This is a genomic window from Amycolatopsis azurea DSM 43854 (assembly GCF_001995215.1).
GTDB classification, from domain to species: Bacteria; Actinomycetota; Actinomycetes; order Mycobacteriales; family Pseudonocardiaceae; genus Amycolatopsis; species Amycolatopsis azurea.
This window is the reverse complement of sequence record NZ_MUXN01000016.1, coordinates 164,893-190,139: the sequence shown is the minus strand read 5'-3', so window position 1 is coordinate 190,139 and position 25,247 is coordinate 164,893. Positions and strand designations below refer to the sequence as shown.

The window sequence follows — 25,247 nt, the reverse complement described above, 5'->3', positions numbered from 1 at the left end:
GAAGGAGGCCTTCATGTACTTCAAGCGCGAGGGCGGCGGGCCCAGCTCGGTCGGGGTGGTCGTGAGTGGTAAGTCGCGTTAGAACGACACTTGCCACTCACGACCACCCCGACCCACCACCTCCGGAAGGTGAACCCCGGAAGTGATTACCCCATCCGGGGGACATCGCGTGACGACTCAGGGTGCGCGTGTGTCCTGGTTGGTGAGAGCGTAGGGACCGCCGTGCGCGCAGGTCGCGCGGCACAGGCCGAGAAGGAGCGAACTTCATGGCGCAGCCGAGCGCGAGCAAGCCCGACACCCCGGTGGCGGGGTCGTCCCTCAACGAGGAAGGAGCCTCCGGCAAGACCACGATCTCGTCGGTGGTGGTGCAGAAGGTGGCGGGCCTCGCCACCCGTGAGGTCACCGGGATCCACGCGCTGGGCGGCGGGGTCTCGCGGGCCTTCGGCGCGATCCGCGAGCGCATCCCCGGCTCCGGCACGGTCACCACGTCCGGTGTCTCGGTCGAGGTCGGCGAGAAGCAGGCGGCGATCGATCTCGACGTCGTCGTCGAGTACGGCGCGCGCATCGTCGACGTCGCCCGCGCGGTGCGCCGCAACGTGATCGGCCAGGTCGAGCAGATCACCGGCCTCGAGGTGATCGAGGTCAACATCGCGGTCAACGACATCCACCTGCCCGACGAGAACGGCGGCGAGACCGAGACCTCGCGGGTCGAGTGATGAACGGGACCCAGACCGGCCTGCTCGCCGGCCTCATCCTCGGCCTCGCCGCGACCCAGGGCTTCACCGCGTTCCTGGTGACACTGGCCGTCGGCGTCATCGGCCTCGTCCTCGGCCGCGTGCTCGACGGCGAACTCGACCTCGGCGACCTGTTCGGCCGGGGCCGCGACAAATGACCGTCCCGGCCGAACCGGAGGACCGCGGCACGCTCACCATCGCGCCGTCCGTGGTCCGCAAGATCGCGCAGCACGCCGCGGACCAGGTCGACGGGACCACGCGCGCCGAGCGGCGGATCGCCGGGCTCGGGCTGGGGACCCACGGCGCGAGCGCGAAGGTCGGCGGTGAGGGCAACGACGTCGACCTGCTGCTCGACGTCGCTTTGCACTACCCGGCACCGGTGCGGCGGATCGTCGGCGATCTCCGCGCCCGGGTCACCGAGGAGGTCGAGCGGATCACGTCGTACCAGGTCCGGGACATCTCGGTGACGGTCTCCGCGCTCCTGCCCGACATCGCGCCCCGCGTCCGCTAGAAGGAGCAACCGGTATGCGTTTGTTCGTCCGCCTGCTGTCCGCCCTGATCGGGCTGGCGCTGGCCGCCGCGGGGGTCCTGCTGGCCTTGGAGGTCGGCTGGGGCTGGTGGCGGCCCGGGCGGGGGCCGCTGTTCGTCCCGTGGGACGACTGGCGCGACAGGCTCGCGGAACTGTCCTGGAACACCGACGAGGTCCGCTACCTCGCGATCGCCGTCGCGGTCGTGGGGCTGCTGCTGATCCTGGCGTCGGCCTCGGCCGGTCGGCGAGCCGTCCGGCTGACCGATCCGGCGAACGAGGTCAGCGTGACCACGTCGCCGCGCTCGCTGGCGAGGCTGGTCGGGGTGACCGTGCGCGGCCAGGACAACGTCGCGGGCGCGAAGGTCACCGCCACCGCCAAGAAGATCCGTGTCCGTGCGACGAGCAGGCTGGAAACCGAAGGCGAGCTGCGACCGCGGCTGCTGGAGACGGTCTCCGGCCTGCTCGACGACGTCCCCCTGGCGCGGCGGCCGAAGGTGTCCGTCGTCGTCGACTCCCCGAAGGACCGCCGATGACCCGTTCCGTCTCCGCCAAGGCGCTCGGCCGGTCCACCGGCACGGAACGGACGCTGACCGTCCTCATCGGACTCGTCGCGTTGCTCGGCGGGGCCGCGGTGCTCGTGGTCGGGGCGGGCTGGCTCGGCACGTACCGCGCGAACCGGTCGCTCGTCGACCCGATCGCGCTCGACTGGCTCGTCCGGAACGCGCTCGCCGCCCGGATCGGCGCGATCGTGCTCGGCGTCCTCCTGCTGTGGCTGGGCCTGTGGTGGTTCTCCCGGTCGCTGCGCCCGGAAGGCCGTCCGGACCTCGAACTCGACGACGACCTCGTGGTGACCTCCTCCGCGATCTCCGACGCCGTCCGTCTCGACGCCGAGACGATCGACGGCGTCGGCCGCGCCCGGGTCCGCGCGGTCGGCGACAAGGAGAACCCGGCGCTGCGGATCACGCTCTGGCTCGTCGAGGGCACCGACCTGAAACGGGTCTGGGAGCAGCTCGACCTCACCGTGCTGGCCAGGGCCCGGGAGTCGCTCGGGGTCGACGTGCTGCCCACCGCGGTCCGGATCGAACTCGACACGACGGCACCGCAACGGGTGCGCTGACAGCGTCCTTACGGCAAGAATGGCCGTCATGTCGCTTCCGCTGTCTCCGCCGGTCAAACCGATGCTCGCCAAACCGGCGAAGGCGATCCCCGATTCCGGCGGGCTGCTGTTCGAGCCGAAATGGGACGGCTACCGCTGCCTGGTGTTCCGCGACGGCGACGAACTGACCCTCCAGTCGCGGTCGGAGAAGCCGCTCAACCGGTACTTCCCCGAGGTCGTCGAGCGACTGAAGGCGACCCTGCCCGAGCAGATCGTGCTCGACGGCGAACTGGTGGTCGGCCGGGACGGCAAACTGGACTTCGACGCGCTGACCGACCGGGTCCACCCCGCCGAGAGCCGGATCAAGCTGCTGGCGGAACAGACCCCGGCGGAGTTCGTCGCGTTCGACCTGCTGGCGCTCGGCGACGAGTCCTATCTGGACGAACCGACGTCGAAGCGGCGGGAGCGGCTGGAAAAACTGGCCTCGGACGGCATCCACCTGACCCCGGCCACCTCGGATCCGGCGATCGCGCGCCACTGGTTCGAGCTGTTCGAGGGCGCGGGGCTCGACGGCGTCATCGGCAAACCGCTCGACGAGCCGTACACGCCCGGCAAACGTGTCCTGCTGAAGTACAAGCACTCGCGCACCGCCGACTGCGTGCTCGCGGGACTGCGCTGGCACGTCGACGGCGAAGAGGGAGAGCTGGTCGGCTCGTTCCTGCTCGGGCTCTACGACGAGAACGGCGTCCTGCACCACCCCGGGGTCGTCGGATCGTTCCCGGTCACCCGGCGGCGTGAACTGGCCGAAGAACTGGCGCCGCTGATCACCGACGGGGCCGATCACCCCTGGCTGGGCGACAACGTGCGGGAGAAACAGCGGATCCCCGGCGGGATCACCCGGTGGAAGTCCAAGGAAGCCCCGTGGGTGCCGCTGAAACTGGAGAAGGTCGTCGAGGTCGGCTACGAGCACACGGAAGGCGGATACCCGTCGCGGTTCCGCCACACCGCGCAGTTCAAGCGCTGGCGTCCCGACCGCGAACCGGACTCCTGCACGTACGCCCAGCTCGACGAAGTCGCCCGCTACGACCTGGACGCGGTGTTCCGCGGTGAGGTCAAACGCACCCGCTAACCGGGGCCTGACACGTCACCTGCGAAGCTCATCTACGAGCTTTTGTCATGCCCGGAAAGTGAGGACCAGCCCGTGCGCCCCGCCAGCACCGTCCGCCGCAGGCCACGGCTGATCATGATGACGACCGTGGTCGCGGCCGTGGTCGCGGGCTGCACGGCCGGACCGTCGGTACGACCGGCGGTGATCGACAACGACGGCAAGCCCGATCCCGGTTCGTCGACCTCGGCGCAGCCGGTACCGCTGCCGCCGCTCACCGAACCGCAGTCGCCGTCGATCAAATGGGACGACTGCGACGAGGCGACCAGGCAGAGGCTGGGCCGGCCGTCCGTGCCGGACACGCTGAAGTTCGCCTGCGCCAGGGTGCCCACCACGCTCGACGCGCCCGATCTGCCCGGCCGCGGGCTCTCGCGGCTGTCGGTGGTCAAGACCGGTGGCGGGCCGATCCCGCTCGTCGTGGTCAACGACGTCGACGGTGAGCCGGGATCGCTGTACGCCGCGCGCCTGGCCGCGACGCTGCCGCCCGAGTTCCTGCAGAAGTTCTCGCTGATCGGCGTGGACCGGCGCGGGACCGGGGCGTCCGCGCCGGTGCAGTGCGTCCCGGCGGAGATCCGCACCGACCTGCTCGGTGGCGACCCGGCGGCCGGTGACCTCGAAGGCGTCGTCGACGCGGCGCGCAAGGCAGGCCAGCAGTGCGCCATCGAACTGGACGACTCGCAGGTCGCGATGGACAGCTGGCGGGCGGCGGGCGACCTCGAAGAGCTTCGTCAGCAACTGGGGCTGGACAAGCTGCACGCGCTGGGCCGCGGTGACGGTTCGAAGGTCCTCGCCGAATACGCGGTGCGGTTCCCGGCGCAGGTCGGCCGCATGATGCTCGACGGACTGCCCGACCCCGCCCCCGACGGCGCCGCCGTGCAGGAATCCGTCGCCGCGAGCGCGCAGGCCACCCTCGACGCGTTCGGGACCGAGTGCATCGCCAGGGGTTGCCCGATCGGCGACGCCCGCGCGGCCGTGACCGCCGTCGCAGACAGGCTCCGCGAGGCCCCCGCGACCACCACCGACGGGGCGGAGATCACGCCGGGGATCGCGCTGTACGCCGTCTACTCCGGGCTCGCGCAGCGCTCGCGCTGGGTGGAACTCGCCGAGGCCCTCAAGTCCGCGCAGACCGGTGACGTCACACCGCTGGCCGCGTTCGCCGAGCCGGTATTGAAGGACACCCGGGCGCGGCCGTCGCGGCTGGACGGCACTCTCGCGACCAAGTGCAACGACAGCGCGACACGGCTCTCGGCCGAGGAACTCACTCGGGTGACCACCACCCTGCGCGAGAAGTACCCGCAGTTCGGCGTGTTCGCCGCTCAACAGCTGGCGTGGTGCAGCCCGTGGCCCGTGCGCCGCGAACCGCTCCCGCCCGCCGGCGCCCCGGGCGCCCCGCCGATCCTCGTCGCGGGCACCGCGACCGACCCGGTCACGCCGGAGCAGGGCACCGGCCGGGCCGCCGACCAGATGCCGAGCGCGGTGGCCATCACCTGGCAGGGTGCCGGGCACGGCGCGCTGAGCCTCTCCCCCTGTGTCGCCGACGCGACACGCGCGTTCCTGATCGACGGGAAGATCCCCGTCGACGGGACCCTCTGCCCGGCCTGAGCACGGGAAGGCTACTGCCGGTAGGACTCCACCTCGGAGATCGGCCGCGTCGTGGCGCCGTCCGGGTCTTCGTCGAATTCGACGCGCGCCCGCCGCTGCCGCAGCAGGTCCCAGCACTGGTCAAGCTGCTGCTCCACGCTCGCGAGCCGGGACCGGTCCTCCGAGCTGAGCCCGGTGCCGATCGCCCGCGAACGGAGCTCGTGCTCCACGCTGACCAGCTCGTCGATCCGGCTGAGAATGTCCCCGTCGGCCATGCGGACCTCCTTCTGGATTGCTCCATCCGAGACGCTACGCGCACTCGCGGGAATGTGCGTAGCACCCGATTCGTTACGCCGGGCATGAGCACAGTGGAGCTGACCGCCGCGAACTTCGATCAGGTCGTGTCCGAGAACGACTTCGTGATCATCGACTTCTGGGCCGGCTGGTGCGTACCGTGCCGCCAGTTCGCGCCGACCTACGAAAAGGTGTCGGGCAACCACGACGACATCGTGTTCGCGAGCGTCGACACCGAAGCCGAGCAGCAGCTGGCCGCCGCGTTCGACGTGCGCTCGATCCCCACGCTCGCGGTGATCCGCGACAAGACGGTCATCTACGCGCAGCCGGGCGCGCTCCCGGAGAAGACGCTCGAAGACCTCATCCAGCAGGCCCGCGACATCGACATGGACAAGCTCAAGGAAGAGGCGCAAGAAGCCTGATTCAGGGGAAGAGAAGGGGCCCTGCCCGGCGGATTTCGCCGGGCAGGGCCCCTTTGTACTTCAGCGGAACCGTGCCACCGGGGACCGGGTCAGCCCCGGGTGGCGAGTCCGCGCAGGAAGAACGCCAGGTTCGCCGGGCGCTCCGCCAGCCTGCGCATGAAATAGCCGTACCATTCGTCGCCGTAGGGGACGTAGACGCGCATCGTCTTCCTGTCGCCCGCGATCCGGCGCTGCTCTTCGGGACGGATCCCGTACAGCATCTGGAATTCGTGGTCGTCCGCCTTGCGGCCCGCATCCGACGCGAGCTTCTCGGCGATCGCGATCATCCGCGGGTCGTGCGAGGCGACCATCGGATAACCCTTGCCCTGCATGAGGATCTTCAGGCAGCGGACGTAAGACTTGTCCACTTCGGACTTGTCCTGGAACGCGACCTCTTCGGGTTCGGCGTACGCGCCCTTGCACAGCCGGACGCGGGAACCCTCCGTCGCCAGTTCGCGGCAGTCCTGCTCGGTGCGCCGCAGGTAGGCCTGGAGCACCGCGCCGACCCACGGGTACTCGGTGCGCAGTTCCCGCAGGATGCCCAGCGTCGAGTCGGTGGTGGTGTGGTCCTCCATGTCGAGGGTGACCGTGGCACCGACCGCTTCGGCCGCCGCGCAGATCTTGCGAGCGTTCTCCAGCGCGACCTTCTCGCCCTCGGCGGGCAGGAACTGGCCGACCGCGGACAGCTTGACCGAGACGTCCGCGCCGAACGCGAGGCCGTCGGCCGCCAGCGCGGACAGCAGTTCCTCGTAGGCGCGGACGGTCGTCGCGGCCTGCTCGGCGTCGGTGGTGTCCTCGCCGAGGTGGTCGAGGGTGACCCGGAGGCCGTCGTCGGCCAGTTCGCGGACCACCCGGGCGGCGTCGGGCGTCTTCGAACCGGCGACGAACCGGCTCACCACCGATCGGGTGGCGGGGACGACCTCGACCAGCTTGCGCATCCGCCGGGATCGGGCGGCGGCGAGCAACGGGGCACGCAACATCACGAACTCCTGGTTCTCAGCCCTGGTGGGGGTAACGGACGCTGGTGGGCGGAACGAACGTCTCCTTGACCGAGCGCGGGCTCGTCCAGCGGAGAAGGTTGAACACCGAACCGGCCTTGTCGTTGGTGCCCGAGGCACGGGCACCGCCGAACGGCTGCTGGCCGACGACGGCGCCGGTCGGCTTGTCGTTGACGTAGAAGTTGCCGGCGGCGAAGCGCAGCGCCTCGGACGCCTTCGCGACGGCCGTGCGGTCGTTCGCGATGATCGCGCCGGTGAGCGCGTAGTCGGCGGTCTCGTCGACCAGCTTCAGCACGTTGTCGAAGCCCTCGTCGGTGGCGTCGTCGTAGACGTGGATCGACAGGATCGGACCGAAGTACTCGGTGCGGAAGATCTCGTGGTTCGGGTTGTCCGAAACGAGGATCGTCGGGCGCACGAAGTAGCCGACGCTGTCGTCCGCGGTGCCACCGGCGATGACGTCGATCTCGGCGTCCTCGGCGGCACTCTTCAGGACGGCGGCGTGCTTGTCGAAGGCGCGGCGGTCGATCACGGCGCCACCGAAGTTGCTCAGGTCGTTGACGTCGCCGTAGGTGATGGCCTCGGTCTCGGAGACCAGCTTGTCCTTCAGGCTCGCCCAGAGCGAGCGCGGGACGTAGGCGCGGGACGCGGCCGAGCACTTCTGGCCCTGATACTCGAAGGCGCCGCGGATCAGCGCGGTGCGCAGGATGTCGACGTCGGCGGAGGCGTGCGCGAGCACGAAGTCCTTGCCGCCGGTCTCGCCGACCAGGCGCGGGTACGTGCGGTAGCCGGAGATGTTGGCGCCGACGGTGGCCCACAGGTGCTGGAAGGTCGCGGTGGAGCCGGTGAAGTGGATCCCGGCCAGGTCGCGGTGGGTCAGGGCGACCTCGGAGACGGCCTTGCCGTCACCCGGCAGCAGGTTGATCACGCCCGGCGGCATGCCCGCCTCTTCGAGCAGGCGCATCAGCAGGTGCGCGGCGTAGCTCTGCGTCGGCGACGGCTTCCACAGCACGACGTTGCCCATCAGCGCGGGCGCAGTCGGCAGGTTGCCGGAGATCGCGGTGAAGTTGAACGGCGTGATGGCGTACACGAAGCCCTCGAGCGGGCGGTGCTCCATCCGGTTCCAGATCCCGGGCGAGCTGACCGGCTGCTCGGCGAGGATCTGACGGCCGAAGGCGACGTTGAAGCGCCAGAAGTCGATCAGCTCGCAGGCGGAGTCGATCTCGGCCTGGAAGGCGGTCTTCGACTGGCCGAGCATGGTGGCGGCGTTCAGCTTGGCGCGCCACGGGCCTGCCAGCAGGTCGGCGGCACGCAGGATGATCGCGGCGCGGTCGTCGTAGGACAGCGCGCGCCAGCCGGGGGCCGCGGCCTTGGCGGCGGCGATCGCGTCGTGGGTGTCCTGCGCGGTCGCGCTGTGGATGACGCCCAGCACCGCCTTGTGGTTGTGCGGCTGGACGACCTCGATCTTCTCGCCGCCGCCCTTGCGCTGCTCACCACCGATCGTGGCGGTGATGTCGATGGGGTCGGCGTCACCCAGCAGCTTGAGCGCGCCCTCGAGTTCAGCGCGCTCGGCGCTGCCCGGTGCGTAGTTCAGCACCGGCTCGTTCTTCGGGGCGGGGGTCTGGGTCACGGCGTCCACTGACTGCTCCTGACTTCACGTCGCCGGGTAGAGGTCTCACCCCGAACGGTAGACCGGACGACCGCGTCACGGCTTGTCCGACTGGCTAGAATCAGGGTGACCATCTTGTCCGATCGGCTTAATTCGGTGATGACCTGACAACGGATACGACCACAGGCGCTTCCCTTCGGCATGTTCTGGCCACGCTCGGGGAACCGCTGGTCAGAGTGCTCGCGGCGCCCGGCGGGCTCGGCGTCGAGGTGGCGGACGTCGTCATCCACGATCCGGAGGATCCGCCGGACGCCCATCCGGGGGATCTCGTCCTGGTGATCGGAGCCCGCGGGCGGTCCGCCGCCGGGGCGATCCGGGCGGCGGGACGCTCCGGCGCGGCCGCGGTCGCGATCAAGAGCGGCTCGCCCGTCGTGAACGTCGCGACGGACTCCGGCATCGCGCTGATCGAGGTCGGCCACGAGGCCCGCTGGGAGCAGGTCGAGGCTCTGGCCAGGGGCGTCGTCGATGCCGCACGCGCGGGCGGCGAGGCGGACAGCGGTGAGGTGCTGGGCGATCTGTTCTCGCTCGCGCAGACCATCGCGACCCTCACCGGCGGCCTGGTCAGCATCGAGGACACCGCGAGCCGCGTACTGGCCTACTCGCGGGCGGGAGACGAGGTCGACGAACTGCGCAGGCTGTCGATCCTCGGCCGAGAAGGTCCGGAACGATACCTCGCGATGCTCCGCGAATGGGGCGTCTACCAGCGACTTCGCGCCGGGGAGGGCATCGTCCGCATCGACGAGCGGCCCGATCTCGGCATCCGGCGGCGGATCGCGGCCGGGATCCACGCCGGATCGCAGCCGCTGGGCACGATCTGGGTCCAGGAGGGCGCGCATCCGCTCACCGAAAGCGCGGAAGTCGCGTTGCTCGGCGCGAGCCGGGCGCTCGCGCCCCAGCTGATCCGGCATCGGACCCTGCCCAGCCCGGAACTCCGGCTGCGCGAGGATCTGCTGGCCGGACTGCTCGACGGCCGGCTCGACGTCGAATCCGTCGCCGACGACATCGGCGCGGATCCCGGGAAACCGGCCATGGTGCTGGCGTTCTCGCTCCCCCGCGACCGCGCGGCGACCGACCGGCAGCTGCGGCGCGCGGAACTGGTGCACCTGATCACCGTGCACACCGCCGCGTACCGGCGGAGCGCGCTGGTGAGTGTGATCGGCGGCCGCGTCTACGCGCTCCTTCCCGACCTCCCCGAACACGCCGAGACGCGGATCCTGGCGCTGGCCAAGGAAATCGTCGGCACCGCGCAACGGCATCTCGACGTCCGGGTGCGCGCGGCGCTGGGCGGTGTGGTGCCGCGCCTGTCCGACGCGGCGGCCTCACGGGGTGACGCGGACCGTGTGCTGGCGACGATGGCGCGCGGGCACGGGACCGCGGACGTCGCCTCGCTGGCCGACGTCCGCGCCGAGGTCCTGCTCTCGGAGGTCCTCGCTTTTCTCGGTGAGCAGCCGAGGATCCGCGATCCCCGGCTGACCGACCTGATCGCGCACGACGCCGAGCACGGCGGAATCCTGGTGCCCGCCGTGCTCGCCTACCTCGACGCGTTCGGCGATGTCCGGCGCGCGGCGCGCGAGCTGAACATCCACCCGAACACGGTGCGCTACCGGGTGCGCCGAGCCGGCGAGGTGTCCGGCATCGACCTCGACGACCCCGCCCAGCGCGTCCTCACCCAGCTTCTGTTGCGCCTCTAGCCTCCCGCATTTCGTCCTCTGGATGCGGTACTTGCGTGTGCAAGGACCGCATCCAGAGGACGAAACGCCCGGGCGACCTCGGCCAGTGCGCGATAGGACTCCAGCCGCTCGGCCTGGTCGAAGGTGCTGGTGGTCACCAGGACCTCGTCGGCGCCGGTCTTGGCGACGAGATCGGCCAGCCGGTCGCCCACCTCGTCGGGAGTGCCCGCGATCTGGCCGTCGAGCGCGCGGTCCAGCCGCTCCCGATCGCGGTCCGAAAGCGGCCCGGCGAGGATCTCCTCCAGCGGCGACAGCGGCGGGAAGACGCCGTGCGTCCGTGAGTAGACCGTCGACCAGGCCTCGGGGATCAGCAGCCGCCGGGCCCGTTCGGTCGTCTCGGCGACCGCGATCGCCGTCGACACCACGACATGCGGCCGCGAAGCCTGCGCTGAAGGACGGAAGCCGGAACGATAGCCCTCGATCGCTTCGAGCAGCGGACCCTCGCCCCGGACCGGCGCGATCACCAGCGGCAGCCCCAGTTCCGCGGCCAGCCGCGCGCCCGCGCCGGTGGCCAGCAGGAACGCGGGCACGCGGAGACCTTCGGCGGGAATGGCGTGCACGCCCGGATACGCGGTCTGGTCGCCCGCGAGGAAACCCAGCAGTTCCCGGACCTGGTCACCGAACCGGTCGGCGTCGTCCTTCTCGTGCCCGAGCGCCTGCCGGACCCCGCCGGTGAACCCGACCGACCGGCCCAGCCCCATGTCGATCCGGCCGGGGAAGAGCGATTCGAGCACGCCGAACTGCTCCGCGACCACGAGCGGCCGGTGGTTCGGCAGCATCACGCCGCCGGTGCCGACGCGGATCCGCTCGGTCGCCGAGGCGACGGCGGCCGCCAGCACCGTGGGCGCCGATCCGGCGACGCCGGGCACGCTGTGGTGTTCGGACACCCAGAACCGGTGGTAGCCCAGCGCTTCGATGTCCCGCGCGAACGCGACCGTGTCCCGCAGGGCGCGGGGCGCGTCACCGCCGCGGCGGGTCGGGGACCGGTCCAGTACCGAAAGCGTGATCACCTCCGGGTCAACGCGTGCGGACCCGAAGGGCATTCCCCGCTCAGGGGCGCCAGCGCTCGCTGTAGTCCGCGTGGTCGGCGTACGGGAGGGCGAGCAGCCGCAGGGTCAGGCACCAGTTCGTACCGGCCTCGTCGGCGGGCACATGGCAGGTCTCGCACCAGTACTCGTTGCCGTACAAGGGAAATCCCGGGACCTTCTCGGAAACCGTGGTGCGGTGCGCTTGCAGGAGCCGCCGGGTCGCCTCGATCTCGTTGATCATCTGGTTGACCGTGTCGAGTTCGATGTCGTTCAGCGAACGGATCTTCTTTTCGATGACGACCTTGGTCTCACCGCGATTCAGCGACTCGCTGATCTCGGTTTTCTTGACCGCCTGCATGATCAACGCCTGGCGTTGCCCCACACGCGCGGCGAGAAAGGCGATCAAGTCGTCCACAGGTACTCCTTCGTCTCCCCCAACCTAGTGTTCGGAGGGAAATGTCGCTGGCAGGGAGCTTGCCGTTACGGCAAGGTCCCGTGCGTCACACAGTCTCGTATCGGTCCGCCGCGGAGCGGTAACAGGTTTCTAGATCGACACGAAAGCGCAATCACTCCGCGAGCAAAACGAAGAAGAGACGGATGCCGAGCACGAATTGGTCACCGACACCGCACGCCTCGTCACGAAATGCGTTCCCGCTCCTGGCCGGGCTCGCCGTCGCGCTCACTTTGGGCGCGGGGGTCGGTGTGGTGGCGGCCACTCACCCGGGATCACTCGACGCGGCCACGGCGCCGACGGCCCCGGCGACGGTGACCGTCACGGCCGAAGCCGCGCCCGCGCCGACCGTGACCGTCCCGGCGCCCCCGGTCATTTCAGGACGCGCAGCCGTCGCCACCCCGGCGGACCGGTTCGCCGACGGGACCTACCTGGTCGGCACCGAGATCGAAGCGGGCTCGTACAGCTCCCCCGGACCGGCGCCGGGCGGTAACGGGCACTGCTACTGGGCGAGGCTGCGGGCCGTCGGCGCGTCGAAGATCGTGGCCGACCAGCTGACCACGGGTGTCGCCCGGTTCACCGCGCGCAAGGGCGAGTACGTGCAGGTCGCGGGCTGCGAGTTCGTTCAGGAGTAGATGCGCAGGCAAAATTGCGCAGTCTGAACTGCGCAAGTTAGCCTGCGGTCATGACCGAGAACGCGTCCAGCGCCCGCGCCGCCCACGACATCCGCGTCGCCTTCAGCAGGCTGCGACGCCGCCTGCGGGAGAACTACGGCAGCGGCGACCTCACGCCGTCCCAGACGTCCGTGCTCAGCCGGCTCGACAAAGACGGCGAAGCCTCGGTCAGCGACCTGGCGGACCTCGAAGGCATCCGCCACCAGTCGGTCGCCACCACCGTCGGTGTCCTGGTGGACCGGGGATTCGCCGATCGCCGTCCGGATCCCGAGGACGGACGGCGTCAGCTGATCTTCGTCACCGGCGGCGGCCACGCCTTCCTCGAAGAACGCCGCCGCGCCGGGGAGGGCTGGCTCGCCCAGGTCCTGGAGGAGCGGTGCACCGAGGCCGAGCGCCGCACGCTGATCGAAGCGGCGGCCCTGCTGGAACGGGTCGTGCGGCGATGAGCACCACGACGGAAACGGGCTTCGACCGGCGGCTTCTGCCCCCGATGATGCTGGGCGCGGCCCTCAACCCGGTCAACTCGTCGATCATCTCCGTGTCCCTCGTGCCGATCGGTGTGGCCTTCGGCGCGCCGCCCGCCGAGACGGCGTGGCTGGTCTCCGCGCTGTACCTGGCCACCGCGATCGGCCAGCCCGTGGTGGGACGGCTCATCGACCTCTTCGGTCCTCGCCGCCTGTTCCTGGCCGGGGCGGCGCTGACCGGGATCGCGGGCGTCGTCGGGATGCTCGCCCCGAGTTTCGGCGTGCTCGTCGCTTCCCGGGTGCTCCTCGGTTTCGGCACCTGCGCCGGCTATCCGGCGGCGATGTACCTCATCCGGAGCGAGTCGCAGCGCACCGGAAAGGACAGTCCGGCCGGGGTCCTCACCGCGCTCGCCATCACCACGCAGACCATCGCCGTCGTGGGGCCCAGCCTCGGCGGCCTGCTGATCGGGGTCGGCGGCTGGCGCGCCACGCTCGCGATCAACGTCCCGCTCGCCTTGGCCGGTCTGTACCTCGGCCTCCGCCGTCTCCCCGCCACACCCGTCACCCGCCGCGACGGCCTGATGCGCGAACTGGATCTGCCCGGTATGGGCTTGTTCGCCGCGGCGCTCGTCTGCCTGTTGCTGTTCCTGATGGACCCGCGGGGCGGCGACTGGTGGCTGCTCGCAGTGACCGTCGTGGCGGGCGCCGGGTTCGCCTGGCGCGAGCTGCGGACCCGGCAGCCGTTCATCGACGTGCGCCTGCTCGGCGGCAACCTGCCGCTGCTGGCCACCTACGGCCGGGCACTGCTGAGTTTCGTCGTCAGCTACGCCTTCCTCTACGGCTACACGCAGTGGATGGAACAGGGCCACGGGCTGTCCGCGTCGGAAGCCGGGCTGGTGCTGCTTCCCCTGTTCGGCGTCGGGATCATCGCCTCCACCGTCACCGGGCGCAGCAAAGCCGTCCGCGGCAAGCTCCTGGTCGGGTCACTCGGGCAGGTCGCCGCCTGCGCGCTGTTGCTGTTCCTGAACGACGGCAGTCCGGTGTGGACGCTGCTGGCCGTCGTGATCGTCCTCGGGGTCCCGCAGGGGCTGAACAACCTCGCGCTGCAGAATTCCGTGTACCACCAGGCCCACGCCGAACGCATGGGCTCGTCCGCGGGGCTGCTGCGCACCTTCGGCTACCTCGGCGCCATCGTCGCGTCCGCGGCCAACGGCGCCTTCTTCGGTCAACGTGCCGACAGTGCCGGGCTGCACCACCTGGCCGCGTTCATGCTGGTGGTCAGCGTGCTGTTCCTCGCGCTGACCGTCGCCGACCGCTCGCTGTCCCGCGTCGGCCGGGCCTAGGTGTCGTCCCGTGCCTTGCTGGGCTGGACCCGTTTCGGTTCGCCCGGCATCTTCGGATAGTCCGGCGGATACGGCATTTCGCCGAGGCCGTGGTCGCGCTCGTCCCGCGCGTACCACTCCAGCAGGGTCTCGATGCCGAACGCCTGCTCGTCCATCGGCGCGTGCAGGTCGCCGCGCTCGGCGTAGAACGCGCCCGCCGTTAGGACGTCGAAGTCGTCCGGGTCGACCTCGGTCAGCAAGTCCCAGGTCAGCGGGGTCGACACCGTCGCGCGCGCGGTGCCCCGGACCGACCAGGCCGACGCCACCGTGCGATCGCGCGCCGCCTGGTTGTAGTCGATGAACACCCGGCCGCCGCGCTCTTCCTTCCACCACGCGATGGTCGCCTTCTCCGGGATCCGGCGTTCGACCTCGCGGCCCAGCGCGATCACGGCGTGGCGGACGTCGATGAAGTCCCATTCCGGCCGGATCCGCACCAGGACGTGCACGCCGCGGCCGCCCGAGGTCTTCGGGTAGCCGACGAGCCCGGCAGAGTCGAGGACCTCGCGCACGACGCCGGCGACCTCGACCGCGTCGGAGAACCCGGCCTCGTCCGGCGGGTCGACGTCGATGCGGAGTTCGTCGGGGTGGTCGACGTCGGGCCGCCGCACGGGCCACGGGTGGAAGTCGAAGGTGCCCAGATTCGCCGCCCAGGCGAACACGGCGGGCTCGGTCGGGCAGACCTCCTCGGCGGTCCGGCCGGACGGGAAGGTGATCTTCACCGTCTCCACCCAGTCCGGAGCGCCCTTCGGCACACGCTTGGCGTAGAACCACTCGCCCTCGACGCCGTCGACGTAGCGCTTCAGCGTCGTCGGGCGCTCCCCGATCGCGCGCAGCAGCGGCTCGCCGACCGCGACGTAGTGCTCCACGACCTGGCGCTTCGTGATCCCGCGCGCCGGGAAGTACACCTTGTCCGGACTGGACACCCGGACCTTGCGCTCGCCTGCCTCGACCTCGATCGGCTCACCGTTCTTGGGCATGCGCCCACCGTAGCCAGACCGGCGCCGTTCAGGGCCGCGGATCGCTCTTCAGGATCGCCATCGTGATGACGTCATGCCATTCGCCGTCCCACCACAGCGCCTCTCGCTGAAGTCCCTCGCGGATGAACCCGGCCTTCTCGTAGGCGCGCCGGGCCCGCGGGTTGAAGTCGAAGACCTCCAGCGAGACGCGGTGCAGGCCGACGACGTCGAACGCGTAACCCAGCAACAGCTTGGTCGCCTCGGTGCCGTAGCCCTTGCCGTAGAACCCCGGGCCGTTCAGCGCGATGCGGAAAGCGCCGGAGCGGTTGTCCTTGTCGAGGTCGGTGAGCGCCAGATCGCCGACATGCGCGCGATCGGACTTGCGCACGATCGCGTAGTCCGCGCGATCGTCCAGGCCCGGCCGTCCGGCCAGCCAGGTCCGGACCTGTTCTTCGGTGAAGTCGGTGTGTGTACCGGTCAGCCTGCGGCTTTCCGGTTCCCGCAAGGCTTCCCAGCCGGTCTCGAAGTACGTCTCGTCGAGCTGCGTGAGCACGACGTTCTCTCCGGTGAGTTCGGGCTGCGTCCGCAGCGCCTCGATGTCGACCACGGCGAATACCGTACGGTGGACGCAGTGTCCGGCCGTACCAAATTAATTCTCGCGCTCACCGTGCTCGCCCTCTTCGTGACGGCCGCGGTGCTCTTGCCGATCCCGAGCCCGGCCGGGCTGCGGGCCTGGGCGGCCGAAACCGGCCCGGCCACGCCGCTGGTGTTCTTCCTGGTCTATTCGGTACTGACCGTGGCCCCGATCCCGCGCACCGTGTTCAACCTGGCGGGTGGGCTGCTGCTCGGCGCCACGACGGGCATCGTCGTCGGCATCCTGGCGACCACGGTCGCCTCCGGGCTCTCGTTCGCCCTTTCGAGGGCACTGGGCCGCGATCTGGTGACCCGGCACCTCCACCGGGCCAAGGTCCGCGCGGTAAACGACCGCCTTTCGGACGGCGGGGTGCTGGCGATCACCTCCTTACGGCTGATCCCGATGGTGCCCTTCGCTCCGTTCAGTTACCTGTGCGGAGTGTCATCGGTCCGTTTCGCCCCGTATCTGATCGGGACCGCGCTCGGCAGCCTGCCGGGCACGGTCGCGGTCGTCGTCCTCGGTGACGCGCTGACCGGGGAAACGCCTCCCGCCCTGCTGATCTGTTACGCCGTGTTCGCCGTCGCGGGGACCATCGGGCTGGTCAAGGTCTTCCGGCGGAAAGCCCGTCAGGTACCCGAAAAGAGCGGCGAGGAAGAATTGCCCGCCTCCGCACCGGCGAGCTGACGGGGAGCCGAAACCGCCGCCCGCTACACTCGATCGGGTGCGCGGGACCTTTCAGGCCGCGCAGTGCCACCATCACCCGGGATGTGTTCGTCAAAGAATGTGTCAGGAGCAGTCGCCATCGACACCGGTCAGCTGATCGCTGGGCACTACCGCCTGGTCGAGCAAATTGGTAGCGGTGCCATGGGGGTGGTCTGGCGCGCCATCGATGTCCGCCTCGAGCGCTCGGTGGCGGTCAAGCAGATCCTCCCGCAGCCCGGTGTCTCCGAAGCCGAACGCGACAACATGCGCCAGCGCGCCATGCGCGAGGCGAAGAACGCGGCCCGTTTCCAGCATCCGAACGCGATCGTGGTGTTCGACATCGCCGAGCACGGCGGCGACCCCTGCCTGGTGATGGAGTACCTGAACGGCCCGAGCCTCTCGGCGATCATCTCCGACGAGGGCACGCTGCCGCTGGGGCGCGTCGCGAAGATCGGTGAGCAGGTCGCGTCGGCGCTGGTCGCCGCGCACCGCGCCGGGATCGTGCACCGCGACGTCAAGCCCGGGAACATCCTGATCGACGAGTCCGGCACCGCGAAGATCACCGACTTCGGCATCTCGCGCGCGGCCGGCGACATGACGCTCACCCAGACCGGCCTGATCGGCGGCACCCCGGCTTACCTCGCGCCCGAGCTGGCGCGAGGCTCCGACCCGGTGCCCAGCTCCGACGTCTTCGCGCTCGGCGCGACGCTCTACCAGGCGATCGAGGGTCAGACGCCGTACGGGAACAGCTCCAACCAGCTGGCGCTGCTGTACGCGGCCGCGAACGGGCAGATCAACCCGCCGCAGCAGGCGGGCGGCGCGACGGCGCTGCTGATGAGCCTCCTGCGCACCGAGCCGACCGAGCGCCCGAGCATGGCCGAGGCCCGGGAGCGCCTCGCCGCGCTGGCGGCGAGCGAATCCGGCTCGGGCATGGCGGCCTCGCCGCGGCTCTTCGGAGCGGGCGGCGGCAGACAGCCCGCCGCTCCCGAAACCCCGGGAGGCGGCAACCCCCTCGGAGAGCGGCCGCCGTGGCAGCGGACCGAGAGCCCGGCCCAGTCGGCCGCGGCGTCACCCCCGTCTCCGCCCGTCAAGCAGCACACCCCGACGGCCGCGTTCATCCCGATGCGCTCGCAGGCCGCCCCGCCGAACACGCCGCCGCGCCCGGTCCCCGCGGCGTCCCCGCCACCGTCCGCCGCCGCCCCGATGCGGCCGTCACCGGCCAAGAACACCGACGCCAAACGCAAGGCCGTCCTGTTCGCGGGCGCCGGCGCCGCGGTCGTGGTGATCGCCGTGATCGTGTTCCTGGTGCTGAACTCGAGCAACGGGGGCAGCGGCAACCAGGCCGGGGGCAACACCGGGGCCAACCCGCAGCCCGGCACCTCGGCGCCCAAGTCGAGCGGCTCGTCTTCGTCCGCTCCCGCGCCCGCTGGTCTGGGGAAGACCCCCAGTGAAAAGGTCACCAGCTATTCGAGCGTGGGCGGCTTCCTCCTGGACTTCTTCGACACGGGCAAGATCGGCACGACCGCGAGCTGGAACAAGCTCACTGACGCCGCGAAAGCCGTGTACGGCTCCGAGCAGGCCTTCGCCGAGTACTGGGCAGCACACAAAGTCACCGGCTCCGAAAAAGCACGAGCCGACAGCGGCGGCGGAAACCCCGACGGGTCGATCGACATGAACATCACGATCAACGGCGGCCCTCGCCCGGCACTGCGCGTGGTCCAGGTCGGCGGGCAGTACTACATCGACGCCGACACGCGCGTACTCGGCAACTGACGCAGCGTGGCGGTGGTGAGACCCGCCTCGCTGGTGGTAGGCCAATCGCCGCTCTTGGCTTACTGTTGCCGGTATGGCCGATAGCGGACCTTTCGGACCTGGCCAGAATCCTCGTTTCCACGAGGACCTGGTAGGCCTCGACCCGTACGACCCCGAAGCCCGTGCCTTCGCCGAGCATCTGGACCGCATCGAACGCTGCGGCCCGAACTTCACCGTGGAAGCCTGCATCGACGGTGTCTCCGATTTCGCCGACTCCAGCAACCGCCTCGGCGGCCTGCGCTGGTGGATCTCGGCGCTGGTCGTGGTCCTCATCGTGCTCGGCGTGATGGTCACCGCATGGGACATCATCGGCCGGGCCATCACGTGGCTCGCGGGGTAACGTGGAACCAGTGAAAGGTATGAAACCCGTTGTCGGAGCCACGCCGCGCGTGGTCAAGTCCGAGCAGGAATGGCGGGAACAGCTCAGCCCCGACGAGTACGCCGTGCTCCGCCAGGCGGGCACCGAGCGTCCCTTCACCGGCGAGTACACCGACGAGAAGACCACCGGTGTCTACCAGTGCCGCGCCTGTGGCGCCGAGCTGTTCCGCAGCGACACCAAGTTCGAAAGCCATTGCGGCTGGCCGTCGTTCTACGACCCGGCCGACACCGACGCCGTCCTCCTCCGCGAGGACACCACGATGGGGATGCGCCGGATCGAGGTGCTGTGCAAGTCGTGCCACAGCCACCTCGGGCACGTCTTCGAAGGCGAGGGCTACGCCACGCCGACGGATCAGAGGTACTGCATCAACTCGATCTCGCTGAAGCTCGTTCCCGAGTCGTAACCAACCGAAGCGAACCACCGCCCGCTCCGACGCGTTCACTGAGAACTGGAACAGCGTCGGGGAGGGCGGTGTCTCATGAACGAACCCTGGGGAATCTCCGGACCGGCTTTCGCCTGGATCTACGGTGTCTGCGCCGTACTGCCACTGGCACTCGCCGCGGCGAACGAGCTGTGGCTGCGTCGTGACACCGGTGTCAGGAAGGTGCCCGGCCTCTATCACCTGGCCGCGCTGGCGGGCGGCGCGGAACGGGTCACCGACACCGCCGTCGCCGGGCTGATCGAACGGCACTCGCTCCGGCCCGACGGCCGCGGGCTCCTGCACCCGATCAGGCCCACCCCGGCGGATCCTTTCGAGCGCGCGGTCGTCTCGCTCGTGCACGGCCACGGAATCACCTTGCGCGAGCTGCGCTCCAGGATGGCGCGGCACGAGGTCGTCCTACAGCTGCGCGCCGACCTGGAACGGAAGGGCCTGTCCGTCGCCGAAAACCGGCGACGGACAGGCTGGCTGCTCGCTCTCGCCCTCTACGCGGCCGTCCTCGCGCTGGGCATCGCGCGTCTGGCGAACGCCATACCGCTGGAGCGCGCGCACGACATCCTCGTCTTCCTGATCCTCGGCGTGGTCTGCGCTCTGGGCGTGACCGTGTGGGGGCAATGGCCGGACAGGTCCGGCCGCACGACCTCCGCGGGCCGGCTGGCGCTCCGCTACGGCGACTGGGACCGCGACCTGGCACGCACCGTGACCGGGCAGGTGGCCCTCAACGGGGTGCAGGCCTTCCCCGACCAGGTCGTGGCGATCACGCTGATCAGGACCGGCGGCACGAAGGCGAGGTTGTTCGGCGGCACGGCGAGCACCTGCGGCGGAGGCGCGGCCTACTTCGCCGCATCCTCATGCGGCGGGGGCGGGTCATCCTGTGGTGGTGGCGGGTCCTCCTGTGGCGGCGGTGGCGGAGGGGGTTGCGGCGGATGAACCGGCTCGAAACGATCTACCAGGTCGCTTACCTCATCGGCGGCCCCGACCGGGTCACGGACACCGCCGTCGCCGGAGCTCTCGAACGGAAGGCGGCCCGGCTCGACCGGTCCGGTGTCCTGCACCGGAGCTCCGTGAAGCCCACCGATCCGTTCGTGCTGGCGGTGGTGGAGTCCCTGCCCAAAGTGCGGGCCGAGCGGGTACGCGAAGTCTTGCGCGAACCGGAACCGATGCGGTCGCTGCGGGCGGAACTGCTCGCAGCCGGCCTGGTCGTCCCGACGTACCACTGGCGACGGGCTTGGCACGCCGCCACCAGGACGCCAGGCGGAGTGTGGGCGACCAGAGCGGGCGAGCGGTTGCTCGCCGAGGCGAGGGAGGATCCGCGTCTCGTCACCGGCGCGAGAGGCGCGGTCGCCCTCGGCGGTCTCGGCGCCTATCCGGATCGGCGGTCGGCCTGGCTCCTGACGGCACCCACCGCCGGGGAGAAAGCCCGGGTCACCGTCAGCAGCCCCGATGACGGCCAAATGGACGTCACGGACTGCTCCCCCGGCTGATCGACTGGGATCGAGGGAACCACGACCGGACGGAACAGCGTCCGACTACGGTAAGTGCACCTGCTCGTGAAAGGCCCGTGCGATGAACGACACCTGGGGCATCCCCGGACCGACTTTCCTGGCGATCTACGCAGTCCTGCTGGCGGTTCCGCTGGCCGTCGGTCTCCTGTGGACGATCGCGGTCAAGCTGGGACGCAAGGCGCCGCGCGCCGCCGTGAGCGGACCGCAGCCGACGGTGTACGAGCTCGCCTACCTCGCGGGCGGCCCGGACCGGGTGGTCGACACGGCCATCGCGGCGCTGGTCGAGCGCGGGATCTTGCGGGTCAGCAGCTCGAAGCAGCTTCAGCTGGCCGGAGCCGAGCCCGCCGACCCGATCGAAAGGGCCGTCGCCAAGGGCGCCAAGCCGGGTTACAACGCCACGACCCGCGGCATGCGCGACAGGCTGCGCATGTCGGGGCCGATGCAGGCACTCGGCAAGAACCTGGAGGCGCGGGGACTCGTGGTCGTCAACCAGGCGCCGCGCATCCGCCAGGTCGTTTTCGCCCTGTACGTCGCCGTGTTCGTCCTCGGCGTGGTGCGCCTGTTCGCCGGGCTCGCCACGAGCCATGCGGTCGGCTTCCTGATCCCGCTGCTGATCGTGGCCGGGATCGCGATGCTGATCGCCCGGTCGGTCAAGAAGAAGGCGGTCGGACCGCGGCCGACCAGCGAAGGCAACCGGATCCTCGGGAGCGCCAACAGCGCCCTGGCGCGGGAGCGCAAGCGCGGGATCCCCAACGAACCGGCCGTGGGCGGCGTGGGCCCCGGTCTCCTGCTGGGCGGCGCGGCCGCGGCGGTCGCGCTCGGCGGGCTCGCCTTCTACCCGGACGAGGAACTGAGCGCGGCGCTGATCCCGCCGCCGATCTCCAGCGGTTTCGGCGGCGGCGGATCGTCCGGCGGCAGCACCTGCAGCACCGGGTCCTCGTGCAGCAGCGGAAGCTCGTCCTCCTGTGGCGGCGGCAGTTCCTGCGGTGGCGGGGGCTGCGGTGGCTGACGGACCGGGCCGCCTCGGGATCGGGATCGGCTGGCGGCACGAGCTGGACCTGTCGATCACGCGGCTGCCCGGGGTCGACTGGGTCGAGGTCGTCGCCGAGAACCTGCACGCCGGGCACCTTCCCGAGACCCTGGTCGCCTTGCGCGACAAGGGAATGCCGGTCCTGCCGCACGCGGTCTCGCTGTCGCTGGGCGGGGCGGAGCCGCTGGACACCGCACGCGTCGAGCATCTCGCGGAGGTCACCCGTGAACTCGGCGCGCCGATGGCCAGCGACCACGTGTGTTTCGTGCGCGCGGGCGGTCTCGACTCGGGGCATCTGATGCCGCTCCCCCGCACCCGCGAAGCGCTCGACGTCCTGGTGGACAACGTCAAACTGACCCAGTCCATCGTCGGGGTCCCGTTCGCGCTGGAGAACATCGCGGCGGTGCTGGAATGGCCGGGCGCCGAGTTCACCGAGTCGGAGTTCCTGCGGGAGCTGACCGACCGGACCGGCTGCCTGCTGATCATCGACGTCGCCAACCTGTACGCCAACGCCCGCAACCTCGGCACCGATCCCGGACGGTTCCTCGACGAGATCCCGTGGGAGCGGCTGGCGTACACGCATATGGCCGGCGGCGTCGAACGCGACGGCGTCTACCACGACACGCACGCCCATCCGGTGGTCCCGGAGGTGCTGGACCTGCTGAGGGAGCTTCGCAAGCGGGTCGATCCGCCGGGTGTCCTGCTGGAACGCGACGACGACTACCCGACCGACGCCGAACTGGCGGCCGAGCTGACCGCGCTCCGGGACGCGGTGTCGCCGTGACTTCGCCCCGGGAGCGGCTCGCCGGGCAGCAGGCCGAGCTGCTCAAGGCGCTCCTCGCCGACGGCGAAGCACCTGCGGGTTTCGACGCGGACAGGCTCCGTATCGAAGCGAACGTGTTGCGGAACAAGCAGAGCAGGCTTGCCGCGTACCTGCGGCCGGATCTCGCCGAGGCCCTCGGCGACCGGTTCGCCGCGCTGTTCCGCGAGTACGCGACGGCGCACCCGAAGACCGACACGATCCGCGCGCGGGCCTACGCGGACGCTTTCGGCACGTGGCTCGTCGAACGCGGCGAGGTCCCGAAGCCGAAGCGCGGGCTCAACACTTGGGCACCTTGGCGGGGCGGAGTTCGCCGTCGTCGCTCATGATCGACGTCGAGTCGTCGATGTAGCCCGAACCGCCCGAGTACGAGATCTTGTAGAACCCGAACCCGTTGACCTTTTCATGGCAGGAAACCGTCACCTTGGACAAGGTGGTCAGCGTGCCCACCGGGTCGTGGCTCACCCCGCCGTTCGCGTTGGGTTTCGGCTCGGAGTAGACGGTCGTGTCACCGTAGTCACCGACCTTCCCCTCGACCCCGCACGCGCACAGGACCAGCGCGGACGCTGCCACCACGGTAAGCTTCAGAGTCTTTCGTTTCATCTCATCGAAGCTAAGCCGGGGAGATGAAAATCCGATGAAACGGGCTACCAGACGGCGCGGTCGCTTCCGGAGACGCGAGTCCCCTCCACCCAGAAGGGATTCGAGCCGGGCAGCGTGCCCGCCATCTTGACCCGGGTGAGCCGTCCGAGCGGGCTGTCGGCGTCCTCCAGGAACTCGGCGCCGTCGAAGCCGGTGGGCCCGGCTTCCTTGCGCCCCAAGGAGTTCAGCCACTCCCCCGTCCCGGCGAGCGACGTGCGGACGTGCTGGCTGCCGCCCTCGGTGGCCGCCCGGCGGACGGCCGTCATGATCGCGGCCGCGGTGAGCCAGCCGGTCGCGTGGTCGAGCGCCTGCACCGGAAGCGGTCCCGGGCCGTCGATCCCGGCCGTCTTGCCGCCTTCGTCGGCGATCCCGGACGCCATCTGCACGAGACTGTCGAACCCGCGCCTGCGCGCCCAGGGCCCTTCCCAGCCGTAAGCCGACAGGTCCGCGATCACGATCCCCGGGCGGAGCTCGGCCATCGCCTCCGGCGAGAAACCCTTGGCCACCAGCGATCCCGGCCGGAAACCCTGCAGCACGACGTCGGCGCGGGCGATCAGCTTGCGCAGTCGCGAGCGCCCGGCCTCGGTCTCCAGGTCGACGTACGCCGAGAGCTTGCCCATCCCGGTGTCCACGGCCAGCGGCGGCACGGTCGGCAGCTGCGCCGACCCGATGTGCATGACGGTGGCTCCATGCGCGGCGAGCACCCGGCCCGCGACCGGTCCGGCGATGACGTGGGTCAGGTCAAGGATCCGCACCCCGCCCAGCGGCCGGTCGGAGTCGAACAGCCGCACCGGCTCCGACGTCCCGAGCGGCCGGATGTCGGCGATCGGCAGCCCGCTCGACGCCTGTCCTTGCTTGTGCGCCAGCCACTCCTCGCGGCTGCGCAGCACGGCGGCGGCACCACCGGCGCCGACCACGGCCGACTCGACCTCGTACTTCGACTTGGCCGCGACGACCTTCTCGAACGCCGCGCGGGTCGCGGGCACGCCGAGACCCCAGCACACGGCGGAGACGTGGCGCGGGTAGTTGCAGTGCAGCCGCACCCAGCCGTCTTTCGCCCGGTAGTCGCCGGACAGCGGCGCGCTGAACGGCACCGGCTCGCCGTCGACGCGGACGTACTGCTCGCTGTGGAACGACGCCGCGGCGTGCCGGGTGTCGACCGAGACCTTGCCGGGCTCGATTCCCCGCAACCGCAACAGTTCCCCCGCGGCCAGCGTCGCGACGGCGATACTCGTGGTCGCCGCTTCCTCGACCCGGAAGGTCCCGGGCAGCACGGACCCGGGACCGGTGACCTCGACGGCGTCTTCGGCGAGCGCGTCGCCGGTGAGCGTGGTCCAGACGCGTGCGTCCACTGAGGAGTTCACTAGGGCAGCAGGGCGATCAGCTCGGCGGGTTCCACCTTGGTCCCGGTGTAGAACGGGATCTCCTCGCGCACGTGGAGGCGGGCCTCGGTGCCGCGCAGATGCCGCATCAGGTCGACGATGCGGTGCAGCTCGTCGGCCTCGAAGGCCAGGATCCACTCGTAGTCGCCCAGCGCGAACGACGCGACCGTGTTGGCGCGGACGTCCGGGTAGTCGCGGGCCTCCTTGCCGTGGTCGGCGAGCATCTTGCGGCGCTCGTCGTCCGGCAGCAGGTACCACTCGTAGGAGCGCACGAACGGATAGACGCAGATGAACTTGCGGGCCTCTTCACCGGCGAGGAACGCCGGGATGTGGCTCTTGTTGAACTCGGCAGGGCGGTGCAGTGCGACCTGGCTCCAGACCGGCACCGAGGCGCGGCCGAGCGGGGTGTGCCGGAAACCGCTGTAGGCCGCCTGGACCTGCTCGATCTCCTCGGCGTGCCACCACACCATGTAGTCGGCGTCGGCCCGAAGCCCCGAGAGGTCGTAGAGACCGCGGACGACGACGCCCTTGGCTTCCAGCGCGTCGAGGTAGTCGGTGGTCTCCGCGGTCGCCTTCGTGCGGTCCTCGCCGAGCTTTCCCTGCTCGGCCCGGAAGACCGACCAGGCGGTGTAGCGGATGGTGTCGTTGAGCTCGTTGTAGTTCAGCCGCGCCATACCGCCATCTTGGCACTGC

31 protein-coding genes are annotated in these 25,247 nt (G+C 70.4%); 21 read left to right on the top strand and 10 right to left on the bottom strand.

Annotated features, from left to right (window positions below; translation table 11 throughout):
* Window positions 1–266: 266 nt before the first annotated feature.
* The 7 genes from B0293_RS21990 to B0293_RS21965 all read left to right on the top strand — a co-directional run bounded on the left by B0293_RS21990 (window position 267) and on the right by B0293_RS21965 (window position 5,126).
* On the top strand, window positions 267–716 hold the full coding sequence (locus B0293_RS21990; RefSeq protein ID WP_005157091.1) for an Asp23/Gls24 family envelope stress response protein: 450 nt from the start codon (window positions 267–269) through the stop codon (window positions 714–716).
* Window positions 716–892, top strand: a complete 177-nt coding sequence (locus tag B0293_RS43155) for a hypothetical protein (RefSeq protein WP_005157087.1) — start codon at window positions 716–718, stop codon at window positions 890–892. The genes B0293_RS21990 and B0293_RS43155 overlap by 1 nt, the downstream gene beginning before the upstream one ends.
* Window positions 889–1,245, top strand: coding sequence for an Asp23/Gls24 family envelope stress response protein (locus B0293_RS21985; protein WP_005157085.1), 357 nt, complete (start codon window positions 889–891; stop codon window positions 1,243–1,245). The genes B0293_RS43155 and B0293_RS21985 overlap by 4 nt, the downstream gene beginning before the upstream one ends.
* 14 nt (window positions 1,246–1,259) lie before the next feature.
* Window positions 1,260–1,796 (top strand): DUF6286 domain-containing protein, encoded by a 537-nt coding sequence (locus tag B0293_RS21980; protein WP_005157083.1) that lies wholly within the window; start codon window positions 1,260–1,262, stop codon window positions 1,794–1,796.
* The gene (locus B0293_RS21975; protein ID WP_005157080.1) at window positions 1,793–2,380 is read left to right on the top strand and encodes an alkaline shock response membrane anchor protein AmaP; all 588 of its coding nucleotides are present in this window, start codon (window positions 1,793–1,795) and stop codon (window positions 2,378–2,380) included. Before B0293_RS21980 ends, B0293_RS21975 begins: the two co-directional genes overlap by 4 nt.
* A gap of 28 nt (window positions 2,381–2,408) precedes the next feature.
* Window positions 2,409–3,488, top strand: a complete 1,080-nt coding sequence (locus B0293_RS21970) for an ATP-dependent DNA ligase (RefSeq protein ID WP_039917876.1) — start codon at window positions 2,409–2,411, stop codon at window positions 3,486–3,488.
* Window positions 3,489–3,560: 72 nt separating this feature from the next.
* Window positions 3,561–5,126 carry an alpha/beta fold hydrolase gene (locus B0293_RS21965; protein WP_005157076.1) on the top strand — a complete coding sequence of 522 codons (1,566 nt, stop codon included), beginning with the start codon at window positions 3,561–3,563 and terminating at the stop codon, window positions 5,124–5,126.
* A gap of 11 nt (window positions 5,127–5,137) precedes the next feature.
* Here the strand turns inward: B0293_RS21965 and B0293_RS21960 are convergent, their stop codons facing one another.
* Window positions 5,138–5,380 (bottom strand): DUF2630 family protein, encoded by a 243-nt coding sequence (locus B0293_RS21960; protein WP_005157072.1) that lies wholly within the window; start codon window positions 5,378–5,380, stop codon window positions 5,138–5,140.
* Between the two features lie 84 nt (window positions 5,381–5,464).
* Here B0293_RS21960 and B0293_RS21955 point away from each other — a divergent pair, with 84 nt between their 5' ends.
* Entirely contained in the window at window positions 5,465–5,821 is a 357-nt protein-coding gene (locus B0293_RS21955; protein WP_039917837.1) for a thioredoxin family protein, read from the top strand.
* Between the two features lie 89 nt (window positions 5,822–5,910).
* Here B0293_RS21955 and B0293_RS21950 read toward each other — a convergent pair whose 3' ends face one another.
* Together B0293_RS21950 and pruA are read right to left on the bottom strand one after the other, a co-directional pair.
* Window positions 5,911–6,840, bottom strand: coding sequence for a proline dehydrogenase family protein (locus B0293_RS21950; RefSeq protein WP_005157066.1), 930 nt, complete (start codon window positions 6,838–6,840; stop codon window positions 5,911–5,913).
* A gap of 16 nt (window positions 6,841–6,856) precedes the next feature.
* Window positions 6,857–8,494 carry an L-glutamate gamma-semialdehyde dehydrogenase gene (pruA, locus tag B0293_RS21945; RefSeq protein WP_005157063.1) on the bottom strand — a complete coding sequence of 546 codons (1,638 nt, stop codon included), beginning with the start codon at window positions 8,492–8,494 and terminating at the stop codon, window positions 6,857–6,859.
* Between the two features lie 206 nt (window positions 8,495–8,700).
* Here pruA and B0293_RS21940 point away from each other — a divergent pair, with 206 nt between their 5' ends.
* Window positions 8,701–10,215, top strand: a complete 1,515-nt coding sequence (locus B0293_RS21940) for a PucR family transcriptional regulator (protein WP_005157060.1) — start codon at window positions 8,701–8,703, stop codon at window positions 10,213–10,215.
* Here the strand turns inward: B0293_RS21940 and B0293_RS21935 are convergent.
* Both B0293_RS21935 and B0293_RS21930 read right to left on the bottom strand, forming a co-directional pair.
* Entirely contained in the window at window positions 10,212–11,264 is a 1,053-nt protein-coding gene (locus tag B0293_RS21935) for an LLM class flavin-dependent oxidoreductase (protein ID WP_005157056.1), read from the bottom strand. The two genes, B0293_RS21940 and B0293_RS21935, sit on opposite strands and share 4 nt — an antisense overlap.
* A gap of 40 nt (window positions 11,265–11,304) precedes the next feature.
* Window positions 11,305–11,697: a DUF6221 family protein gene (locus B0293_RS21930; RefSeq protein ID WP_005157051.1), complete on the bottom strand. Its 393-nt coding sequence runs from the start codon at window positions 11,695–11,697 to the stop codon at window positions 11,305–11,307.
* A gap of 182 nt (window positions 11,698–11,879) precedes the next feature.
* On the opposite strand from B0293_RS21930, the gene B0293_RS21925 reads away from it, so the two are divergent.
* From B0293_RS21925 to B0293_RS21915, 3 genes are read left to right on the top strand one after another with little or no spacing between them, the layout of a single operon-like run.
* Window positions 11,880–12,368, top strand: a complete 489-nt coding sequence (locus tag B0293_RS21925) for a hypothetical protein (RefSeq protein WP_245191938.1) — start codon at window positions 11,880–11,882, stop codon at window positions 12,366–12,368.
* Window positions 12,369–12,418: 50 nt separating this feature from the next.
* The gene (locus B0293_RS21920; protein WP_005157024.1) at window positions 12,419–12,853 is read left to right on the top strand and encodes a MarR family winged helix-turn-helix transcriptional regulator; all 435 of its coding nucleotides are present in this window, start codon (window positions 12,419–12,421) and stop codon (window positions 12,851–12,853) included.
* The gene (locus tag B0293_RS21915; RefSeq protein WP_005157021.1) at window positions 12,850–14,214 is read left to right on the top strand and encodes an MFS transporter; all 1,365 of its coding nucleotides are present in this window, start codon (window positions 12,850–12,852) and stop codon (window positions 14,212–14,214) included. The genes B0293_RS21920 and B0293_RS21915 overlap by 4 nt, the downstream gene beginning before the upstream one ends.
* On the opposite strand, the gene B0293_RS21910 is transcribed toward B0293_RS21915, so the two are convergent.
* Together B0293_RS21910 and B0293_RS21905 are read right to left on the bottom strand one after the other, a co-directional pair.
* The gene (locus B0293_RS21910) at window positions 14,211–15,230 is read right to left on the bottom strand and encodes a DNA polymerase domain-containing protein (RefSeq protein WP_005157020.1); all 1,020 of its coding nucleotides are present in this window, start codon (window positions 15,228–15,230) and stop codon (window positions 14,211–14,213) included. The two genes, B0293_RS21915 and B0293_RS21910, sit on opposite strands and share 4 nt — an antisense overlap.
* Before the next feature lie 28 nt (window positions 15,231–15,258).
* On the bottom strand, window positions 15,259–15,816 hold the full coding sequence (locus B0293_RS21905) for a GNAT family N-acetyltransferase (RefSeq protein WP_005157018.1): 558 nt from the start codon (window positions 15,814–15,816) through the stop codon (window positions 15,259–15,261).
* Between the two features lie 24 nt (window positions 15,817–15,840).
* Here B0293_RS21905 and B0293_RS21900 point away from each other — a divergent pair, with 24 nt between their 5' ends.
* The 9 genes from B0293_RS21900 (at window position 15,841) to B0293_RS21860 (ending at window position 22,859) form a co-directional block, all read left to right on the top strand.
* The gene (locus B0293_RS21900; protein WP_005157016.1) at window positions 15,841–16,527 is read left to right on the top strand and encodes a TVP38/TMEM64 family protein; all 687 of its coding nucleotides are present in this window, start codon (window positions 15,841–15,843) and stop codon (window positions 16,525–16,527) included.
* Between the two features lie 180 nt (window positions 16,528–16,707).
* Window positions 16,708–18,318, top strand: coding sequence for a serine/threonine-protein kinase (locus B0293_RS21895; RefSeq protein ID WP_039917831.1), 1,611 nt, complete (start codon window positions 16,708–16,710; stop codon window positions 18,316–18,318).
* A gap of 73 nt (window positions 18,319–18,391) precedes the next feature.
* The gene (locus B0293_RS21890) at window positions 18,392–18,697 is read left to right on the top strand and encodes a hypothetical protein (RefSeq protein ID WP_005157014.1); all 306 of its coding nucleotides are present in this window, start codon (window positions 18,392–18,394) and stop codon (window positions 18,695–18,697) included.
* A gap of 19 nt (window positions 18,698–18,716) precedes the next feature.
* On the top strand, window positions 18,717–19,139 hold the full coding sequence (gene msrB, locus B0293_RS21885) for a peptide-methionine (R)-S-oxide reductase MsrB (RefSeq protein ID WP_034318341.1): 423 nt from the start codon (window positions 18,717–18,719) through the stop codon (window positions 19,137–19,139).
* 75 nt (window positions 19,140–19,214) lie between these two features.
* Window positions 19,215–20,105: a TIGR04222 domain-containing membrane protein gene (locus B0293_RS21880; protein WP_005157012.1), complete on the top strand. Its 891-nt coding sequence runs from the start codon at window positions 19,215–19,217 to the stop codon at window positions 20,103–20,105.
* Complete coding sequence (locus B0293_RS21875) at window positions 20,045–20,659, top strand: TIGR04222 domain-containing membrane protein (RefSeq protein WP_322789250.1); 615 nt, start codon at window positions 20,045–20,047, stop codon at window positions 20,657–20,659. Before B0293_RS21880 ends, B0293_RS21875 begins: the two co-directional genes overlap by 61 nt.
* A gap of 82 nt (window positions 20,660–20,741) precedes the next feature.
* On the top strand, window positions 20,742–21,689 hold the full coding sequence (locus B0293_RS21870) for a TIGR04222 domain-containing membrane protein (RefSeq protein WP_005157009.1): 948 nt from the start codon (window positions 20,742–20,744) through the stop codon (window positions 21,687–21,689).
* Entirely contained in the window at window positions 21,682–22,494 is an 813-nt protein-coding gene (locus B0293_RS21865) for a DUF692 domain-containing protein (RefSeq protein ID WP_005157007.1), read from the top strand. The genes B0293_RS21870 and B0293_RS21865 overlap by 8 nt, the downstream gene beginning before the upstream one ends.
* The gene (locus B0293_RS21860) at window positions 22,491–22,859 is read left to right on the top strand and encodes a hypothetical protein (protein WP_005157004.1); all 369 of its coding nucleotides are present in this window, start codon (window positions 22,491–22,493) and stop codon (window positions 22,857–22,859) included. The genes B0293_RS21865 and B0293_RS21860 overlap by 4 nt, the downstream gene beginning before the upstream one ends.
* Here the strand turns inward: B0293_RS21860 and B0293_RS21855 are convergent.
* The 3 genes from B0293_RS21855 to hemQ are packed head-to-tail and all read right to left on the bottom strand — an operon-like array spanning window position 22,810 to window position 25,228.
* A complete protein-coding gene (locus B0293_RS21855) occupies window positions 22,810–23,133 on the bottom strand; it encodes a hypothetical protein (protein ID WP_245191937.1) in 324 nt (107 codons plus the stop codon). The two genes, B0293_RS21860 and B0293_RS21855, sit on opposite strands and share 50 nt — an antisense overlap.
* 44 nt (window positions 23,134–23,177) lie before the next feature.
* Entirely contained in the window at window positions 23,178–24,524 is a 1,347-nt protein-coding gene (locus tag B0293_RS21850; RefSeq protein ID WP_005156999.1) for a CoA transferase, read from the bottom strand.
* A gap of 11 nt (window positions 24,525–24,535) precedes the next feature.
* Complete coding sequence (gene hemQ / locus B0293_RS21845) at window positions 24,536–25,228, bottom strand: hydrogen peroxide-dependent heme synthase (protein WP_005156996.1); 693 nt, start codon at window positions 25,226–25,228, stop codon at window positions 24,536–24,538.
* Window positions 25,229–25,247: the final 19 nt, after the last annotated feature.

Coding starts and splice junctions, on each gene's coding strand:
- hemQ (WP_005156996.1), bottom strand. CDS start 25,228: ATGGCGCGGCTGAACTACAACGAGCTCAACGACACCATCCGCTACACC.
- B0293_RS21980 (WP_005157083.1), top strand. CDS start 1,260: ATGCGTTTGTTCGTCCGCCTGCTGTCCGCCCTGATCGGGCTGGCGCTG.
- B0293_RS21870 (WP_005157009.1), top strand. CDS start 20,742: ATGAACGACACCTGGGGCATCCCCGGACCGACTTTCCTGGCGATCTAC.
- B0293_RS43155 (WP_005157087.1), top strand. CDS start 716: ATGAACGGGACCCAGACCGGCCTGCTCGCCGGCCTCATCCTCGGCCTC.
- B0293_RS21960 (WP_005157072.1), bottom strand. CDS start 5,380: ATGGCCGACGGGGACATTCTCAGCCGGATCGACGAGCTGGTCAGCGTG.
- B0293_RS21970 (WP_039917876.1), top strand. CDS start 2,409: ATGTCGCTTCCGCTGTCTCCGCCGGTCAAACCGATGCTCGCCAAACCG.
- B0293_RS21925 (WP_245191938.1), top strand. CDS start 11,880: ATGCCGAGCACGAATTGGTCACCGACACCGCACGCCTCGTCACGAAAT.
- msrB (WP_034318341.1), top strand. CDS start 18,717: ATGAAACCCGTTGTCGGAGCCACGCCGCGCGTGGTCAAGTCCGAGCAG.
- B0293_RS21975 (WP_005157080.1), top strand. CDS start 1,793: ATGACCCGTTCCGTCTCCGCCAAGGCGCTCGGCCGGTCCACCGGCACG.
- B0293_RS21880 (WP_005157012.1), top strand. CDS start 19,215: ATGAACGAACCCTGGGGAATCTCCGGACCGGCTTTCGCCTGGATCTAC.
- B0293_RS21920 (WP_005157024.1), top strand. CDS start 12,419: ATGACCGAGAACGCGTCCAGCGCCCGCGCCGCCCACGACATCCGCGTC.
- B0293_RS21985 (WP_005157085.1), top strand. CDS start 889: ATGACCGTCCCGGCCGAACCGGAGGACCGCGGCACGCTCACCATCGCG.
- B0293_RS21955 (WP_039917837.1), top strand. CDS start 5,465: ATGAGCACAGTGGAGCTGACCGCCGCGAACTTCGATCAGGTCGTGTCC.
- B0293_RS21910 (WP_005157020.1), bottom strand. CDS start 15,230: ATGCCCAAGAACGGTGAGCCGATCGAGGTCGAGGCAGGCGAGCGCAAG.
- B0293_RS21890 (WP_005157014.1), top strand. CDS start 18,392: ATGGCCGATAGCGGACCTTTCGGACCTGGCCAGAATCCTCGTTTCCAC.
- B0293_RS21950 (WP_005157066.1), bottom strand. CDS start 6,840: ATGTTGCGTGCCCCGTTGCTCGCCGCCGCCCGATCCCGGCGGATGCGC.
- B0293_RS21895 (WP_039917831.1), top strand. CDS start 16,708: ATGGGGGTGGTCTGGCGCGCCATCGATGTCCGCCTCGAGCGCTCGGTG.
- B0293_RS21990 (WP_005157091.1), top strand. CDS start 267: ATGGCGCAGCCGAGCGCGAGCAAGCCCGACACCCCGGTGGCGGGGTCG.
- B0293_RS21915 (WP_005157021.1), top strand. CDS start 12,850: ATGAGCACCACGACGGAAACGGGCTTCGACCGGCGGCTTCTGCCCCCG.
- B0293_RS21855 (WP_245191937.1), bottom strand. CDS start 23,133: ATGAAACGAAAGACTCTGAAGCTTACCGTGGTGGCAGCGTCCGCGCTG.